This is a genomic window from Arthrobacter sp. HS15c (genome assembly GCF_040812005.1).
GTDB lineage: Bacteria > Actinomycetota > Actinomycetes > Actinomycetales > Micrococcaceae > Arthrobacter.
In genome coordinates this window covers 112,366-128,361 of record NZ_JBFOHM010000004.1, presented here as the reverse complement: position 1 = coordinate 128,361, position 15,996 = coordinate 112,366, and the positions used below count along the sequence as shown (strand labels likewise).

Below are 15,996 nucleotides of genomic sequence, written 5' to 3'. Positions count from 1 at the left end.
TAATAGGAACGGGCCAACACAGAGGTCAATAGTCTGATTCGATAGAACCTTGCGGCGTCCGTGACGCCGAGGACCGTAGGGAGAACTAGATGACTGTCACCAGCCGTGATGTCGCGCAGCTCGCCGGCGTATCGCAGCCGACCGTGTCCCGCGCACTGCGGGACGATCCGCGTGTCTCCGAAGCCACGAAGGAACGTGTCCGCAAGGCTGCCGAGCGGCTGGGCTACGTCCCCAGCGACGCAGGCCGGGCCCTGTCCAGCGGGCGGACCCGGCGCATCGGCCTCCTCCTCACTGACCTTGAAAACCAGTTCTATCCGCACATCATCGCGCCTGCGTTCCACCAGCTGGAGTCGCGTGGCTATCAGCTCATGCTGCACACCGAGGCGGCGGATAACGACGTCGTCGCCGAGCGGCTGATCTCCAACGGGCTCGACGGCGTGCTCCTGGCGACCTCCACGATCGACTCCGTGGTGCCGCTCAGGCTCCGGGACCGCGGACTTCCCTTCGTCTACTTCAACCGGACATCCACAGCCGTCCAGGCCGATTCGGCAGTGGTGGATCCCGCGCAGGGCATGGGCGAGGCAGCCCAGGTCCTCTTCGACCGGGGCCACCGCCGGGTGGCTGCGATCCTCGGTCCGGCCAACACAAGTACCGCCATCAACCGCGAAATTGCACTGCGCGACGCGCTCGCCCACCATGGCATCTCGATCCCCGCGCATTATGTCCACCGGGGTCCCTTCGACACGGCCACTGGCCACGCAGGCACGGAACGTTTCCTGAAGATGCCCGAGCCGCCCACCGCCATCGTCTGCGGCAATGATGTTGTGGCGTTCGGTGCCCTCAATGCCGCACGCAGCGCGGGCGCTGACGTTCCAGGTGATGTGTCGATCGTAGGATTTGACGACCTTCCCTCCGCCTCGTGGCCCATCATCCGGCTGACCACCATCGCCTACGATCTGGATGCCATGGTCCGGCGGGCCGCTGACCTGCTCATCGAGCGGATCGAGAGCCCCGGCCGGCCCGTCGAGGAGTCCGCATTCCAGTCCCGGCTGGTCATGCGCGACACCCTGGGGCGCACGCGCTGACCCGTCGCTGACGGAAAAGTTCAGCGAAAAGGGGTTGCCAGCACATTGTGCATACGCATACACTCGCTGTTGTCCCCACATAATCTCAGTTCCTGAAAGCGAGTGAAAGCGTGTCTCTCGACCCCGCTGCCTACAAGCCCTACAACGATCCTGACGACTTCATCCGGGAGGTCACCGACTACATCTGGGTTGAGCGCCAGATCGGCTTCATCCGCGACAACTACGAACCCGACTCCATCGTTCACGGCTCCTACGGCACGTCCACAACACGCCAGGAAGTCATCGAAGGATGCCTGATGCGCATCTCGAAGGCGCCGGAGCACATCGGCCAGGCCGGCGACGTGATCTGGGAGGCCCGCGGCAACGACGCCTTCCTCAGCTCCCACCTCGTGCTCTCCGGTGAGGAAGGCTTCAAAGTGGTTGCCAGCACCATCGCGAACTGCCTCTACCGCCGCGGCCGGATGGTCGAGGAATGGGTGGTCCGGGATGAGCTCGCCCATGCGCTGTACAAGGGCCTGGACCCAGACGAGGTTGCCCGGACCAAGGCGTTCCGGGGTTACACCGGCTCGTTTACTGAAGCCGCGCCGGCAGACGTCATCGCCGTTGGCGACTCGGGCCCCCGGCCGGACGATCACCGCGGTGAGGTCGAGAATGTCCTGGCCATGATCCAGCAGGTATGGAACGACCGCGACCTCAAGAAGGTCGATGAGTTCTTCGTCCGCGACCTGTCATTGCACACGGTCGGCCACGAGCACATCATCCGCCCCGAAGGCTACCGCCGGCAGATGCTCCGTTTCCTAGACGCATTCCCCGGAGGCCAGTTCGAAGTCCGCGACATCCAGACGCACGACGATGCGCGGTACGGCGGCCTTCGGATCGCCGTGACCTGGAAGTTCACGGGCGACTACAACGGCCAGGCCCGCTACGGCGCGACTACCGGCAAGCCTGTGGACGTCCTGGGCATCTCGCAGTTCCTCGTCCAGAACGGCCGGATTGTCAACGAGGTCAAGCTGTGGGACGACATCGCCATCCGGGCCCAGATCAACGCCACCCGCGGCGACGGTCCTGAACCTGGCGCCAACATCTACTGACCCCCGATCTACCGATCCACATCCCTGAAGGAGGGATCATCATGACCAGCACCATCGCTTCCGAGCAGACCGTTGACAGCAGCGAGATCCAGCGCCGGACCATCCGCCGCACAGACTGGGTCCCCTGCAACTCGGCCTTTATCGACTGCCGCACGCCGGGCTCGGACAAGAAACAGAACTACGCCTTTATCGGCCCGGGCGTGTCCCAGAACCCCAACCAGTACGTCAACCTGACCGAACGGCACGGCTTCAACACCGGAGCAGCCGGGATGCCCCATGGCATCAGCAACAACCTGCACCTGCACTTCACTGCCGAAGTGTTCATCAACCTCGGCGGGGAATTCCGCCTCCGTTGGGGCGTGGACGGCAAGCAGGGGGAGTACGTCGCGAAAGACGGCGACATCATCTCCGTCCCGACCTGGATCTTCCGTGGCTTCACCAACGAAGGGCCGGACGAAGGGCTGCTGTACACGGTCCTCGGCAGGGACGACACAGGCGGCATCATCTGGGGACCGTCAGTGCTCCGCGAAGCCGAGTCCTACGGCCTGCACCTCACCGCAGACAACCGCCTGATCGACACTGTCGCTGGCGACGAACTGCCGGAGGGTGTCCCGCTCATCAAACCGATGCAGCAGCACTTCATTGATGAGCTGACCAGCTACACGCCGGAGCAGATGCGCTCCCGCGTCGTCCAGCCCGGTGACCGCACGTACAGCCGCCATGCACTCCTGTGCAACGCGCTGCCTGGCGGCGGCGCGGAACTAAGCCTGGTCATCGGCTACGGCATGTCCGAGGACCGCCGCCAGGTCCCGCCGATCCACGAGCCGCACAGCTTCAACCTCGCGTGGCTGCGGGCGCAGCCGAACGAAGGCGTGCTTCGGCACCGCCACGACCGGCCGCAGGTGGTGCTCGTGAAGTCTGGACGCTGGACCCTCACCCTCAACGGGGACCCGGGCACCACGCTGGAGCTTGGCCCGTCTGATTCGTTCTCGGTTCCAGCCAACAGCTGGCGGGAGCTCCGCTGCCTTGAGGGCTCGGACGCGGCCGCTACCCCTGGCACCGGCGAGCTGCTGGTGATCAACCCGGGCGATGACCGGGTACGCCTTGAATGGGCCCCCGAGGTGGCGGCATCGGCCCACGATGCCGGCTGGGTGATTGACCCCAACGGTTACCTCGCGCCCACGGCCGTGATGGAAGGCGCAGCCGAGGACGACTGACGCCGGAACCGACTGACGCAGGAACCGGCTGACACCGGAACCGTCAAAAGGGAGGCCGCCGCGGTCTGCGGCGGCCTCCCGCATTTGGCCGCTGTGCCCTGCTGCGGCCGGCTCCTACCCCAGACCCATGCAAGGAAAGCCATGCAACTTCCACTTACCATCCGCCGGGCAAGCAGCGCCGGACTGCTCCTTCGCACCGGCGAGCACTGCACCGAAACCGGCTGGTGGACGCCGCAGGAGGGCGGTGGCCCGCGCTACGTTACCCAGGGCAGCCTGATGCCCTCCGTCGAGGGCCAGGCCGTTCTCTGGGGAAGCGGCGAGCAGGCGGACTGTGCCGCCACCTGTACCGCGCGTGGGCGGTGCCGGCGGGCGGCCCCGGCTCACTGAGGAAACGCCGGGGACTGCCCCTCCGCGGACAGTTGCTGGGCGCGCTCCTTCTTTTTGCGGAGCCACTGGGCGCGGCGGTTTGCCAGGTGGAAGCACCACCACGTCATATACCCGCCCAGCACCACCAGGATGATGAGCGGGACGATGACCTCGCCCATTGGGTAACCGGTGGAATAAGCCATCCAACCCAAAACCACGGCCGAAATGAAAAGCAGAAAAGACAACAAACCCGCCAAGCGCAGGCCGAGGGGGCTCTGAATGTTGTTGGTGGCAGTCATCGGGGGAGTGTAGTCCGGGGGCGTGCCCCACGGGCCATACTTCTCATCCCAGTCCTTTGGTCGGAACACTAGTCATCTCCAGGTCGGTCCGGCGCAGCTGCTCAGCTCCCATTGTGCCGCTGGACCAGCACGCACCAGAAACCCCGCTAGTCGCCGAGGTCCGTCAGTGGCACAGCATCCGGCCGCCCGCACCGGCTGGCCACCTTCACCGACTGCCCCAGCGCTGCTGACTCCAGCACGGATTCCATCACTTCCAGCACATGGAAGGCCAACTGCCCGCCCGCTCGCGGCTCGGTGCCGGAGGGCGTGACGGCGATGTCATGCAGCCCGAAGCCCCGGGCGGAATCCACGTAACCGGCCGAGACGGGAAGCACCTCCCAGCCCTCGCCGCCGAGCGTGCGGAGCTTCACATCGCCGTCGAAACGGTTGGGATCGGGAACGATCAGCGACCCGTGGTCACCGTGAATTTCGAGGTTGGCAGCCTGCGTGGCCACGGCATCGAAGCTCATCACCAGCGTGGAGAGCGCGCCGGACTCGTGCACCAGCACCCCGGTGACATGCGTGTCGGTGGAGACGGGAACGGTTTCCCCGGCGCGCGGACCCTTGCCGATGGTCCTGTCGGAGCGCGTGTGGCTGGCCGCGCCGATCACGGAAACCACCGGTCCCAGCAGCGTGACAAGGGCGGAGACGTAGTACGGCCCCATGTCCAGCAGCGGACCGCCGCCCGGCTGGTAGTAGAAGTCCGGATTGGGGTGCCAGCGTTCGTGGCCCGGGGTCATCATCGTGGCGGTGGCCGAGATGGGCGTGCCGATCAGGCCGTCGTCTATCGCCTTCCGGGCGGTCTGGATGCCGGTCCCCAGGACCGTGTCCGGAGCGCAGCCGACGACGGCGCCCGCGGCCGCTGCTGCCTCCAGCACCTCGCGTGCCTCTTCAGTGGTGGCGGCGAGCGGCTTCTCGCCGTAGACCGCCTTGCCGGCGGCGATGGCCCTCAGCGCGATGTCCGCATGCGCCGCCGGGATGGTCAGGTTCAGGACCAGGTCCACCTCGGGATCCGCCAGCAGGTCGTCGACGCTCAGGGCCCGCACGCCTGGCTGGCCAGCAGCGACGGCTTCGGCCCGGGTGAAATCGAGGTCCGCCACGGCCACCAGCCGGACTGATGCCAGCCGCGGGAAGGTGGCCAGGTACTGGGTGATGATGTTGCCGCAGCCGACCACGCCAATTTTCAACGGCTTGCCCACAGCATGCCCCTTTCGATGATGGTGCGGACGTTGTTGTCCTTGAGGATCTCCACGCTGTGGCCCGGGGTGGCCACAAAGATCCGGCCCTCACCCCACGACCGCGTCCAGATCGCCGGCGAAACGACGTCCCGGTGCCACGCGTCCTTCTCCCGCGCAGGCAGGGTAGTGGTGGCCAGGACGTCGATGTAGTCGTCCGACAGCACCCAGTACTGCTCCGTGAAAAGCTCGAAATCGCCGATGCCCGCGGTGATGGGATGCTCCGCGGCGGCCGGCAGCATGTTCACCGTATAGGTCCGGAAATTGTCCGAGGCGTCCCCGTGCGGCTCGCCGTGGTCCTTGGACGGATGGCAGGCGAACTGGCCCCCGATCAGGTGCAGGTAGTCGGAGCTGTTCCGGTAGGAATCGGCGATGCCGCCGTGCCAGCCGGCCATGCCCGTCCCGGCCGCGACGGCGGCGCGGAGCCCTTCGAACTCGGCCCTCTCGATGGTGTTCATCGTGTTGCACTGCACGATCAGGTCCACCCCGGCGAGGTAGCCGGCGTCGGCGTACACCGCCGCCGACTCCTCCACCCGCACAGTGAAGCCCTGCTCGCGCAGGAACGGGATGAACAGGTCCGTGGCCTCGACCGGCTGGTGGCCGTCCCAGCCGCCGCGGACCACGAGTGCGTTTTTTGTGGTTGTCATGCTGTGTGTCCTTCTCGTCCGTCCACCGGGGTCCAGCGGGAATCCTGGCCTGCGCTCTGTTCCACGGCGGCCAGCACCCGTTGCACCTGGAGGGCGTCGGAGAACGACGGCGTGGGCTGGGTTCCGGCGCCGATGGCGGTCACGAGGTCCACCACCTGGTGCGTGAAGCCGTGTTCGTACCCCAGCCCATGGCCCACGGGCCACCAGTTACCGGTGTACGGGTGGTGCGCTTCCGTGACGTTGATCCGCCGGAAGCCGAGCGAATCCGGGTCGGCGCCGCTGCCGCCGTCGTAATAGTTCAGGTAGTTCATGTCCTCGAAGTCGAACGCGATGGACCCTTCGGAACCGTTCACTTCCAGCCGCATGGCGTTCTTCCGGCCCAGCGCCACCCGGCTGGCCTCAAAGACACCGATCGGGCCGCCGTCGAACCGGGCACTGAAGACCACAGCATCGTCCACGGTCACCGGTCCGCGTTCGACGCCGGCACCCACCGCGCCGCTGCCGCCGAGGCCCACGAAGTCCCCGCCCACCGGGCGTTCCTTCGTGAAGGTCTCCATGATGGCCGATACGCCGGTGATGCTCTGCCCGGTGACGAACTGGGCGGCGTCGATGCTGTGGGCGCCAATGTCGCCGAGGGCGCCGGAGCCGGACTTCGACTTGTCCATCCGCCACGTCAGGGGCGCGTTCTGGTCCGAAAGCCAGTCTTGCAGGTACTGCGCGCGGACCTGTCGGATGGTTCCCAGCTTGCCGTCCCGGACCATGTTCCGCGCGAGCGTCAGGGCAGGAGTGCGCCGGTAGGAGTAGCCGCACATGGCGTACACCCCGCGGGCGGCCGCCTCCGCAGCAACGGCCGCCATTTCCTCCGCTTCAGCCACGCTGTTGGCCAGCGGCTTTTCGCACAGCACGTGCTTCCCGGCTTTCAGGGCGGCGATGGCAATCTCCGCGTGCGTGTCGCCGGGCGTGCAGATGTCCACGAGGTCGACGTCGTCCCGCTCCACGAGTGCCCGCCAGTCGGTTTCGGTGCTGGCCCAGCCGAGGCGGCGGGCAGCATCGGTGACGCGGCCGCGGTCCCTGCCTGCGAGGACGCTGAGCTCGGGGGTCAATGGGAGGTCGAAGAAACGCGGTGCGGTGCGCCAGGCGTGTGAGTGGGCGGCGCCCATAAAGGCGTGGCCCACCATTCCCACACGCAGCGGAGGGGCGGTGTCAGGCGTGGTCATAGCTGTGGTGTTCTCCATCGGTTTTCGAAATATTTCGCAAGTAATTCGTGAGCTGTGATAAAAAGTAGTTGCACGGCATGGCCAGCGTCAAGGATTGTCCACGGATTGTTTTGACTGCGGAGCTGGTTGCTGTGCACGCTGGTTCGTCCGAAATTTTTCGAGAAAGTCTGCACCGATGCCTGCCAAGAGCGCCGCCAAAGTGAACCTCGCGGACGTTGCCGCGCTCGCCGGCGTCTCAGCGCCCACGGTCTCCAAGGTGATCAACGGCCGCGATGACGTGGCGGATGCCACCCGTGCCCGCGTCCAGGAGGCGCTCGGCAAACTCGGCTACGAATCACCGGCGCAGCGCCGTTCCAGGTCGTCCGGGCCGGCCCTCGTGGACCTGGTCTTCCACGGCCTGCACAGCTCCTACTCCCTGGAAGTGATGGCCGGGATTGTGGAATGCGCCGCGGAGGAGGGTGTGGAGATTGTGCTCAGCGGCGTCAAGCCCGCCAAGCTCCGCAGCGTCGACCATGAGCAGTGGTCTCAGCGGCTTGCCGAATCGGGCCGCAAAGGACTGATCTTCGTGACGTCCGTGGTCACTGCCGGCCAGCTCGAATCGTTCCGGCGCCGCAACATCCCGGTGGTGGTCATTGACCCGCTGAGCCCTCCCGGGTCCGGGTACGTGAGCATCGGGGCCACCAACTGGGCGGGAGGCAAGGCCGCCGGGGAGCACCTGATCGGACTGGGCCACCGGAAAATCGCTTTCCTGGGCGGACCGGAGGCCGTCGAGTGCAGCGTGGCCCGGCTGCACGGTTACCTGGCTGCCCTTCGGGCGAACAGCCTCCCGGCAAACCCTGACTACGTCCTGCCCGGCCGGTTCAACCGCGAAAGCGGTGTTGCCGGCGCACGTCAGCTGCTGGCCCTGGCGGATCCGCCCACTGCAATCTTCGCCGCGAACGACGTCATCGCACTCGGCGTCCTGGACGAGGCCCGGCGGCACGGGATCCGCGTCCCCGAACAACTGAGCGTGGTGGGCTTCGACGGGACGGACCTTACCGAGCAGTCCGTCCCCCGCCTGACCTCGGTGGCCCAGCCCCTCCAGGAAATGGGCTGGGCGGCCCTCCGGACGGTGCTGCGGCTGGCGAAGGGCGAAACCCTGGAATCAAACCACGTGGAACTGGCCACCCGGCTGGTGATCCGGGATTCAACGGCCCCGCCGGCTGTGGCCAAATGAGCGTTGCCCAAACGTCGCAACGGAGTCTGCCTTAGGAGCCTGTAACACCATTCCCCAAGCCAAGGTTCCATATGTTGAGATCGAAATCTCAACATGTGGTTGCTAGATCTAGACTGCCTTGTCTGGATGCTCCGATCGACGGGCCACAGCGCCGCAATCCTGGACGGCGGCATCGCCAGCTACCCGGGCGAACTCGCTACGGAGGCCCCGCAACGACCGGAAGGCGACTTCTCGGCCCAAGCCTGGCCCCGGAACCTGCTCGCGGATGTCGTGGAGGCGTCTTCTGACAAATACACGGTTGTGGACGCGAGGAATCGTGACCGCTTCGACGGGCACCAGGACCCCATCGATCCCCGCCCGGGGCACATCCCCGGTGCGGTGAATGTTCCTTGCCGTGAGAACCTCGACTCCTCGGGACGCCTGGTGCCGGAGGCTCAGCTCCGCGGGAACTTCGAGCGAGCGGGCATTGTCTCCGCCGAGAACACTATTACTTATTGCGGATCGGGAGTGACTGCCTGCCACAACCTGCTGGTCCTGGAGCACCTGGGTGCAGGGCGAGGCAGGCTGTTCGTCGGCGGCTGGTCGCAGTACGGGCACGCGACGGACAGGCCCGTCGAAACGGCCTCGATGCGCACCCCATAAGGGCGTAGTCGCCGGTGGGGCCCGACTGGGGCGAGGACGGGCCCAGGACGGACGCCGGAAATCTGACGGAAACCTGGCCCGCCTACTGTGATGACGAAAGACCACCGTGGAGGCGATGCACCGGAAATGCCGGCTATGCATGACCCTTCGGTCTATAAACGTAGGACCGCCCAGCCCCGAAGGGAACCTGATGCATCTGATGCCCCGTGAGCAGGAAAAGCTCATGATTGTGGTGGCCGCCGACCTCGCCCGGCGGCGGCAGGCCCGGGGCCTCAAACTCAACTTCCCCGAAGCCGTGGCCATCATCAGTTATGAACTGATCGAGGGGGCCCGCGACGGCCGCACCGTGGCGGACCTGATGAGCTACGGCACCACCGTCCTCACCCGTGAGGACGTGATGGAAGGCGTCCCCGAAATGGTCCACGACGTCCAGATCGAGGCCACGTTCCCTGACGGCACCAAGCTCGTCACCGTCCACGATCCCATCCGATAGGGGCAGGCCATGATCCCAGGCGAGTACATCCTCAGGCCCGAACCGGTGACGGTGAACGCCGGACGGAAGGCGGCCGACGTCGTCGTCACCAACACCGGTGACCGTCCCGTCCAGGTGGGGTCGCACTTCCACTTCGCCGAGGCGAACGCTGCCCTCACGTTTGACCGGCATGCTGCCTACGGCCGCAGGCTGGACATCCCCGCCGGTACCGCGGCCCGGTTTGAGCCGGGCGACAGCAAGACGGTCCGGCTGATCGAACTGGCCGGCAGCCGCGAGGTCTACGGGCTCAGCAACGCCGTCAACGGCCCGCTCGACGGCGGCAATTCAGACGGCGGTCCCGGCGCCGGCAAGGAGGACGCCAAGTGAGCTTCGATCTTCCCCGCAGGCAGTACGCGGACCTGTATGGCCCGACGACGGGAGACGCCATCCGCCTCGCAGACACCGAGCTGTTCCTCGAAATCGAAAAGGACCTCACCGTCTACGGTGAGGAAGTGGTGTTCGGCGGCGGCAAAGTGATCCGCGATGGCATGGGCCAGAACGGCCAGGCCATCAGGGATGAGGACGTCCCGGACACCGTGATCACCAACGTCGTCATCCTCGACTACACCGGCATCTACAAAGCCGACGTCGCCCTTCGGGACGGCCACATCTTCAAGATCGGCAAAGCCGGCAACCCGCAGATCACCGACGGCGTGGACATCGTCATCGGCGCCAGCACCGAAATCATCGCCGGTGAGCGGAAAATCCTCACCGCCGGCGGAGTGGACACCCACATCCACTTCATCTCCCCGGACCAGGTGCCCACCGCCCTCACCAGCGGCGTGACCACCATGGTGGGCGGCGGCACCGGGCCCGCCGAAGGCACCAAGGCCACCACCGTCACTCCCGGCAAATGGCACATCCAGCGGATGCTGCAGGCCGCCGAAGGGCTGCCCATCAACATCGGCCTGTTCGGCAAAGGCCACGCCTCCGCCGTCGAACCACTCGCCGAGCAGATCCGCGCCGGCGCCATCGGACTCAAGGTCCACGAGGACTGGGGCTCCACCACCTCCTCCATCGACACCTCACTGAAAGTGGCCGACGAATACGACATCCAGGTGGCCATCCACACCGACACCCTCAACGAGTGCGGCTTTGTGGAGGACACCATCCGCGCCATCGACGGGCGCGTCATCCACACCTTCCACACCGAAGGTGCCGGCGGCGGGCACGCCCCGGACATCATCAGGATCGCCGGGCTGCCCAACGTCCTGCCGGCGTCCACCAACCCCACCCTGCCGTACACCCGCAACACCATCGAAGAGCACCTGGACATGCTGATGGTCTGCCACCACCTCAACCCGGACATCCCCGAGGACGTGGCCTTCGCCGATTCCCGCATCCGGGCCGAGACCATCGCCGCAGAAGACGTCCTGCAGGACCTGGGCATCTTTTCCATCACCTCCTCCGACTCCCAGGCCATGGGCCGCGTGGGCGAGGTGATCACCCGCACCTGGCAGGTGGCGGACAAGATGAAAAAGCAGCGTGGCGTGCTGGAAGATCCCGACGGCGGTGTCCACGGCACGGCGGGCAGCGACAACTTCCGGCTCAAGCGCTACGTGGCGAAGTACACCATCAACGCCGCCATCGCCCAGGGCATGGCCGACTCCATCGGATCGGTCGAGGAGGGCAAGTTCGCGGACCTGGTGCTCTGGGACCCGGCCTTCTTCGGCGTCAAGCCGGAGCTGGTGCTCAAGGGCGGCCAGATCGCCTACGCACTGATGGGCGACGCGAACGCCTCCATCCCCACCCCGCAGCCGCGCACCATGCGCCCCATGTTCGCCACGTTCGGCAAGGCCGTGCAGCAGTCCTCCATCACGTTCCTGTCCCAGGCGGCGATCGACGCCGGTGTCCCCGAAGAGCTGGGCCTGCAGAAGGTCATCCGGCCCGTCTCCGGCATCCGCACCCTGACCAAGGCTGATCTCAAATACAACGGTGCCACCCCCGACATCCAGGTGGACCCCGAAACGTACAAGGTGACGGTCGACGGCGAGGACGTCACCTGCGAGCCGTCCGACGTCCTGCCCATGGCGCAGCGCTACTTCCTCTTCTAACCACCACCCGGAGCCTGACGTGATCATCGAAAAAGTCCTCGGCAACCTGCACGAGCTGCCTGCCACCGACCTGGCCGCCTACACCGGGCTGCACCGCGAGAAAGTGGTGCTGCCCAGCGCCCAGCTGGTCAAACGCATCCAGCGGGTCACCACTGACCACGGCAAGGAAATCGGCATCCGGCTGCCCTCCGGCTCCGGAGACCTCCGCGACGGCGACATCCTGCACGTGGCCGAAACCAACATGATCGTGGTGTCCGTGCTGCCCACCGACGTCCTGGTGGTGGCGCCCCGGAGCATCCACGAAATGGGCGTCGTGGCACACTCCCTCGGCAACCGGCACCTCCAGGCCCAGTTCTTCGACTCCTCCTCCGAGTACGGCGCCGAAGTCATGGTGTGCGCCTACGACCACACCGTCGAGGACTACCTTCGCCACGTCGCCGTGCCCTATACCCGCCAGGAGCGCGTCATGCCTGTGCCTTTCCGCCATGCTGAGCACTCGCACTAGTTTCTGCGTCGCGCTGCGCGCTCCAATACCGGTGGGGGCTTGGGACGCCGCGAGGGATATGGGGCCGTGCCCGTCCCCTGGCGCTCCCAATCCTCGCAAGCTCGGATCGGGGCCCTCGCGCCAGTGGGCCCCCCACGAGGCCCGCCACGCCGCGGCCCCATATCCCTCGCGTCGCTTGCTTTTCTCACCCTTGGCGGCGGTTCAGTGATCGGTTATCAGCTTGCGCTGCAGCAGCTTACTGATTCTGCGCTTCCTACGGGGGCTTTTGCGCACTCTTTGGGGTTTGAGACGTACATTGACCGCGGACTTGTGGTTGATGAGGCTTCTTTTGGGGTTTGGCTTTCTGCTTTTGTGGGGCAGTCGCTTTCTTACTCTGATGGGTTGGCCATCCGCTTTCTTTATGAGGGTGCCGATGTGGGGGAGTTGGATGTGCACTTGTCTGCCTCGCTTCTGCCTCGGCAGGTTCGGGAGGCCAGTGTGAAGATGGGTGGCCGGCTGTTGGAGATCGGGACTGAAGTCTTTCCTTCCGCTTCGCTCGCACTGTACCGGGACCTGGTGGCCAGCGGGCGGGCTGCCGGGCACCAGCCTTTGGCGTTCGCCGTCGTCGCGCATTCCCTGGGCGTGCCGCTCCCCGAAGCGCTGGCCGCCTACCTTTTCGCGACGGTCACCTCGCTGACGCAGAACGCCGTCCGGGCCATTCCGCTCGGGCAGAACGCTGGCCAGCGGCTCCTGCGGAAAGCGGCCGACGACGTCGCTGCCGCCGTCGAGCGGATCGCCCACCTGACGCCGGACGACTTCGGCGCTGTCAGCCCCGGACTGGAAATTTCGCAGATGCGGCACGAGCGTCAACGTGCCCGGATGTTCATGAGCTAGCAGGAGGACAACATGACTGAACCCATCAAAATCGGCATCGGCGGCCCGGTCGGCGCCGGCAAGACCCAGCTCGTGGAGCGGCTCACCCGCCACATGAGCCGCGAGATCTCCATGGCCGCCATCACCAACGACATCTACACCATCGAGGACGCCAAGATCCTCGCCGCCAACGGCATTCTGCCCGAGGACCGGATCATCGGCGTCGAAACCGGCGGCTGCCCGCACACCGCCATCCGCGAAGACACCTCCATGAACACCGCCGCCATCGAGGAGCTCAAAGCCCGGCACCCCGACCTCCAGGTCATCTTCGTCGAATCCGGCGGCGACAACCTCTCCGCCACCTTCAGCCCCGAGCTCGTCGACTTCTCCATCTACATCATCGACGTCGCCCAGGGCGAAAAGATCCCCCGCAAGGCCGGACAGGGCATGATCAAGTCCGACCTCTTCATCATCAACAAAACCGACCTCGCCCCCCACGTCGGCGCGGACCTGTCCGTCATGGAACGCGACTCAAAAGAGTTCCGGGGCAACAAACCGTTCTGCTTCACCAACCTCAAGACCGACGAAGGCCTCGACGCCGTCATCGCATGGGTTCGGCGCGACGTCCTGATGCTCGACCTCGCAACGTGAACGCCGTCCCGGTGGTCGAGCTTGTCGAGACCAACGCTGCCGGGCTGGGTTCGGCGGCTTCGCCGGATTTGGGGCCGTGCCCGCTTCGCGGTGCCCACCACGCCGCGGCCCCCAAATCCGGCCTCGCCGCCTCCGCGGTTAGGGAACCGATGGGGGAGCTCGCCTTGCGCATTGGAGTGAGGAGCGGGCGATCCGTTGCGTCGCACCAGTTCCATCAAGGCGCCTTGAGAGTCTTGCGGCCGCATTACCTTGATGATTCCGGGCAGGTTTGCTACGTCGTGGTGAACCCGGGCGGGGCTTATCTTGGGGCAGATCTTTTTTTGCTTGATGTTGAAGTCGAAGCGGGGGCTTCGTTGTTGTTGACGACGCAGTCTGCCACCAAGATTTATCGGACTCCGGGGTCTTTTGCTGAGCAGCGGATGACTTTGCGGCTGGGGGAGGGGGCGCGGCTGGAGCTGATGCCTGACCAGCTGATCGCCTACCGGGAGGCCAGCTACCGGCAGAACACACACATCACCGTGCGGCCGACGTCGAGCCTGGTCATGGCTGAGGTGATCACGCCCGGCTGGTCGCCGGACGGGGCGTCGTTTCGGTATGAGGAACTGCGGCTACGGAACGAAATCCGGGTGGAATCCAAGGACGGCGGCATCGACCTCCTCGCCCTCGACAACCTGCTGGTCCGGCCGCCCGCCGGCGACGTGACCGGATTGGGCTTTATGGAAGGCTTCAGTCACCTGGGCTCGCTGGTGGTGGTGGACGCGCGCGTTGACCAGGCGCTCGCGGATGAGCTGCACGCCTTGACCGCAGGCCATGAGGCGCACACCGGAATCTCCCTGACCCGCACCCTCGCCGGAACCACCGGGCTGGTGCTGCGCTCGCTGTCCGACAGCACTGAAAAGCTCAACGGCCTGCTGGGCGCCTGCACGGCGTTGCTCCGGGAACGGTGGCACGGGCAGGAGCCCCTGAACCTGAGGAAGTACTGATGAGCGCGCTGACCCAGATAACCGTGATGTACCGCGAGCGGGACACCCTGCCGGTCCGGACCCGGCTGTTTTTCACCTTCGGCGCGGTGGCCGCGCTGCACGTTGCCGCCGTCGTACTTCTGCTCAGCGGAACGGCAGGCGGCGGCCAGCCCGTTGCCCTGGGCTTGGTGCTGACCGCCTACCTCGCGGGCGTCAAGCACAGCTACGACTGGGACCACCTGGCCGCCATCGACAACTCCACGCGCAAGTTCGTGGCCCAGCGGCAGGACCCGGTCAGTGTTGGTTTTGCGTTCAGCCTGGGCCATAGCTCCGTGGTGGTCCTGGCCGGCGTCTTGGTGGTCGCCGGCGCCACGATGGTGGGGCAATTTATGGAGGACGGCTCGGGCGGCAACCTGGTGCTGGGCCTGATCGGGAGCGGGGTATCCGGCCTGTTCCTGCTGGCCATGGGGATCTTCAGCGGGTCAGCCTTCGTCCGGGCGGCGCGGGCCTACCGCAGCGCGCACGCCGGCGGCAGCATCGCCGTCGAAGACCTGGAAACGCAGGGCCTGGTGGCGCGCCTCCTGGCGAGGCCGCTGTCCAGGGTCCGGCGGCCGCGGAACATCTACGTGATCGGGTTCCTGTTCGGGCTGGGCTTTGACACCGCCACCACCATCGGGCTGCTGGTGATGACGACGGCGGCCTCGCTGGCCGGGGTTTCTCCGCTCGCGCTGACCGCGCTGCCCCTCGCGTTCACCGCGGCCATGACCCTCTGCGATTCGCTCAACGGCGTGGCGATGATGCGGATGTACCGCGCGGCCCTGGACGATCCGCGCCGGAAGCTCGGCTTCAACGCGGCCGTGACCGGCATTTCCGCCCTTTCCGCGCTGGTCATCGCCGTGATCACCCTGGGAGGATTCGTCAACACGGCGTTCAGACTGGACGACCCGCTGACCAGCTGGCTGGGTGCGATCGACCTTGGCGACGCCGGGCTGCTGCTGATCGCGCTGCTCCTGGCGGTGTGGGGCGCGGCGTCCCTTCCTAGGCGGGGCAGCACTGCGGGACGGGGCCGCGCTTCGGGCTGAAGCTGCGCGCCCACACGATTGCCCGTTGCCGGATCCGGCCTGGCCGAGCTCCGCGCTGCGTCGCGATTGACCGGCGTTCCGCCGCGGCCCGCAGCTGGTCTCTGTGCAGCTGGCTGACCCAGACGTCCCGTTCCTGGTGGGTGAGTGGCAGCCACAGCTCGGCGGGGATGTAGTTCATGACGCTGACTCTTCCTTCTATATTGATGAACTTCGATGCAAAAGATAATGCGGTCTATATCGATGATTGTCAATGCTTTGCAGGTGCTTGTCTGCAATAGGCAGGGCCGTCCCTGGGACTGGGTAA

Annotated in this window: 19 protein-coding genes; 14 read left to right on the top strand and 5 right to left on the bottom strand. The window is 66.1% G+C overall.

Going from position 1 to position 15,996, the window contains the following annotated elements:
• Positions 1-89 precede the first annotated feature (89 nt).
• The 4 genes from ABV518_RS07640 to ABV518_RS07625 all read left to right on the top strand — a co-directional run bounded on the left by ABV518_RS07640 (position 90) and on the right by ABV518_RS07625 (position 3,780).
• Positions 90-1,085: a LacI family DNA-binding transcriptional regulator gene (locus tag ABV518_RS07640; RefSeq protein ID WP_367766282.1), complete on the top strand. Its 996-nt coding sequence runs from the start codon at positions 90-92 to the stop codon at positions 1,083-1,085.
• 110 nt (positions 1,086-1,195) lie between these two features.
• The gene (locus ABV518_RS07635; protein ID WP_367766281.1) at positions 1,196-2,176 is read left to right on the top strand and encodes an ester cyclase; all 981 of its coding nucleotides are present in this window, start codon (positions 1,196-1,198) and stop codon (positions 2,174-2,176) included.
• 41 nt (positions 2,177-2,217) lie between these two features.
• On the top strand, positions 2,218-3,393 hold the full coding sequence (locus ABV518_RS07630; RefSeq protein ID WP_367766280.1) for a cupin domain-containing protein: 1,176 nt from the start codon (positions 2,218-2,220) through the stop codon (positions 3,391-3,393).
• A 141-nt stretch (positions 3,394-3,534) separates the two neighbouring features.
• Positions 3,535-3,780: a hypothetical protein gene (locus ABV518_RS07625; RefSeq protein WP_367766279.1), complete on the top strand. Its 246-nt coding sequence runs from the start codon at positions 3,535-3,537 to the stop codon at positions 3,778-3,780.
• Here the strand turns inward: ABV518_RS07625 and ABV518_RS07620 are convergent.
• The 4 genes from ABV518_RS07620 to ABV518_RS07605 all read right to left on the bottom strand — a co-directional run bounded on the left by ABV518_RS07620 (position 3,774) and on the right by ABV518_RS07605 (position 7,196).
• Positions 3,774-4,058 (bottom strand): hypothetical protein, encoded by a 285-nt coding sequence (locus ABV518_RS07620; RefSeq protein WP_367766278.1) that lies wholly within the window; start codon positions 4,056-4,058, stop codon positions 3,774-3,776. The two genes, ABV518_RS07625 and ABV518_RS07620, sit on opposite strands and share 7 nt — an antisense overlap.
• Positions 4,059-4,204: 146 nt before the next feature.
• On the bottom strand, positions 4,205-5,296 hold the full coding sequence (locus ABV518_RS07615; RefSeq protein WP_367766277.1) for a Gfo/Idh/MocA family protein: 1,092 nt from the start codon (positions 5,294-5,296) through the stop codon (positions 4,205-4,207).
• Complete coding sequence (locus tag ABV518_RS07610) at positions 5,281-5,979, bottom strand: ThuA domain-containing protein (RefSeq protein ID WP_367766276.1); 699 nt, start codon at positions 5,977-5,979, stop codon at positions 5,281-5,283. The genes ABV518_RS07615 and ABV518_RS07610 overlap by 16 nt, the downstream gene beginning before the upstream one ends.
• Positions 5,976-7,196 (bottom strand): Gfo/Idh/MocA family protein, encoded by a 1,221-nt coding sequence (locus tag ABV518_RS07605; RefSeq protein WP_367766275.1) that lies wholly within the window; start codon positions 7,194-7,196, stop codon positions 5,976-5,978. Before ABV518_RS07605 ends, ABV518_RS07610 begins: the two co-directional genes overlap by 4 nt.
• A gap of 175 nt (positions 7,197-7,371) precedes the next feature.
• On the opposite strand from ABV518_RS07605, the gene ABV518_RS07600 reads away from it, so the two are divergent.
• The 10 genes from ABV518_RS07600 to ABV518_RS07555 all read left to right on the top strand — a co-directional run bounded on the left by ABV518_RS07600 (position 7,372) and on the right by ABV518_RS07555 (position 15,692).
• Positions 7,372-8,412, top strand: a complete 1,041-nt coding sequence (locus ABV518_RS07600) for a LacI family DNA-binding transcriptional regulator (RefSeq protein WP_367766274.1) — start codon at positions 7,372-7,374, stop codon at positions 8,410-8,412.
• Between the two features lie 126 nt (positions 8,413-8,538).
• Complete coding sequence (locus ABV518_RS07595) at positions 8,539-9,054, top strand: sulfurtransferase (protein ID WP_367766272.1); 516 nt, start codon at positions 8,539-8,541, stop codon at positions 9,052-9,054.
• 190 nt (positions 9,055-9,244) lie between these two features.
• Positions 9,245-9,547, top strand: coding sequence for an urease subunit gamma (locus ABV518_RS07590; protein WP_367766271.1), 303 nt, complete (start codon positions 9,245-9,247; stop codon positions 9,545-9,547).
• A 9-nt stretch (positions 9,548-9,556) separates the two neighbouring features.
• Entirely contained in the window at positions 9,557-9,913 is a 357-nt protein-coding gene (locus tag ABV518_RS07585) for an urease subunit beta (RefSeq protein WP_367766270.1), read from the top strand.
• The gene (ureC, locus tag ABV518_RS07580) at positions 9,910-11,640 is read left to right on the top strand and encodes an urease subunit alpha (protein ID WP_367766269.1); all 1,731 of its coding nucleotides are present in this window, start codon (positions 9,910-9,912) and stop codon (positions 11,638-11,640) included. The genes ABV518_RS07585 and ureC overlap by 4 nt, the downstream gene beginning before the upstream one ends.
• A gap of 19 nt (positions 11,641-11,659) precedes the next feature.
• The gene (gene ureE, locus ABV518_RS07575; RefSeq protein ID WP_367766268.1) at positions 11,660-12,145 is read left to right on the top strand and encodes an urease accessory protein UreE; all 486 of its coding nucleotides are present in this window, start codon (positions 11,660-11,662) and stop codon (positions 12,143-12,145) included.
• Positions 12,146-12,349: 204 nt separating this feature from the next.
• Entirely contained in the window at positions 12,350-13,018 is a 669-nt protein-coding gene (locus ABV518_RS07570) for an urease accessory protein UreF (RefSeq protein ID WP_367766267.1), read from the top strand.
• A gap of 12 nt (positions 13,019-13,030) precedes the next feature.
• Entirely contained in the window at positions 13,031-13,648 is a 618-nt protein-coding gene (gene ureG, locus ABV518_RS07565) for an urease accessory protein UreG (protein ID WP_367766266.1), read from the top strand.
• A 149-nt stretch (positions 13,649-13,797) separates the two neighbouring features.
• Positions 13,798-14,631: an urease accessory protein UreD gene (locus ABV518_RS07560; RefSeq protein WP_367766575.1), complete on the top strand. Its 834-nt coding sequence runs from the start codon at positions 13,798-13,800 to the stop codon at positions 14,629-14,631.
• On the top strand, positions 14,631-15,692 hold the full coding sequence (locus ABV518_RS07555; protein ID WP_367766265.1) for a HoxN/HupN/NixA family nickel/cobalt transporter: 1,062 nt from the start codon (positions 14,631-14,633) through the stop codon (positions 15,690-15,692). The genes ABV518_RS07560 and ABV518_RS07555 overlap by 1 nt, the downstream gene beginning before the upstream one ends.
• Here ABV518_RS07555 and ABV518_RS07550 read toward each other — a convergent pair.
• Positions 15,649-15,870, bottom strand: coding sequence for a hypothetical protein (locus ABV518_RS07550; RefSeq protein ID WP_367766264.1), 222 nt, complete (start codon positions 15,868-15,870; stop codon positions 15,649-15,651). The two genes, ABV518_RS07555 and ABV518_RS07550, sit on opposite strands and share 44 nt — an antisense overlap.
• Positions 15,871-15,996: the final 126 nt, after the last annotated feature.

What these genes read in the sequence shown, in the direction of transcription:
- ABV518_RS07640 (WP_367766282.1), top strand. Translation starts at nt 90, where the DNA reads ATGACTGTCACCAGCCGTGATGTCGCGCAGCTCGCCGGCGTATCGCAG.
- ABV518_RS07630 (WP_367766280.1), top strand. Translation starts at nt 2,218, where the DNA reads ATGACCAGCACCATCGCTTCCGAGCAGACCGTTGACAGCAGCGAGATC.
- ABV518_RS07625 (WP_367766279.1), top strand. Translation starts at nt 3,535, where the DNA reads ATGCAACTTCCACTTACCATCCGCCGGGCAAGCAGCGCCGGACTGCTC.
- ABV518_RS07620 (WP_367766278.1), bottom strand. Translation starts at nt 4,058, where the DNA reads ATGACTGCCACCAACAACATTCAGAGCCCCCTCGGCCTGCGCTTGGCG.
- ABV518_RS07610 (WP_367766276.1), bottom strand. Translation starts at nt 5,979, where the DNA reads ATGACAACCACAAAAAACGCACTCGTGGTCCGCGGCGGCTGGGACGGC.
- ABV518_RS07605 (WP_367766275.1), bottom strand. Translation starts at nt 7,196, where the DNA reads ATGACCACGCCTGACACCGCCCCTCCGCTGCGTGTGGGAATGGTGGGC.
- ABV518_RS07600 (WP_367766274.1), top strand. Translation starts at nt 7,372, where the DNA reads ATGCCTGCCAAGAGCGCCGCCAAAGTGAACCTCGCGGACGTTGCCGCG.
- ABV518_RS07595 (WP_367766272.1), top strand. Translation starts at nt 8,539, where the DNA reads ATGCTCCGATCGACGGGCCACAGCGCCGCAATCCTGGACGGCGGCATC.
- ABV518_RS07590 (WP_367766271.1), top strand. Translation starts at nt 9,245, where the DNA reads ATGCATCTGATGCCCCGTGAGCAGGAAAAGCTCATGATTGTGGTGGCC.
- ABV518_RS07585 (WP_367766270.1), top strand. Translation starts at nt 9,557, where the DNA reads ATGATCCCAGGCGAGTACATCCTCAGGCCCGAACCGGTGACGGTGAAC.
- ureG (WP_367766266.1), top strand. Translation starts at nt 13,031, where the DNA reads ATGACTGAACCCATCAAAATCGGCATCGGCGGCCCGGTCGGCGCCGGC.
- ABV518_RS07560 (WP_367766575.1), top strand. Translation starts at nt 13,798, where the DNA reads ATGGGGGAGCTCGCCTTGCGCATTGGAGTGAGGAGCGGGCGATCCGTT.
- ABV518_RS07555 (WP_367766265.1), top strand. Translation starts at nt 14,631, where the DNA reads ATGAGCGCGCTGACCCAGATAACCGTGATGTACCGCGAGCGGGACACC.
- ABV518_RS07550 (WP_367766264.1), bottom strand. Translation starts at nt 15,870, where the DNA reads ATGAACTACATCCCCGCCGAGCTGTGGCTGCCACTCACCCACCAGGAA.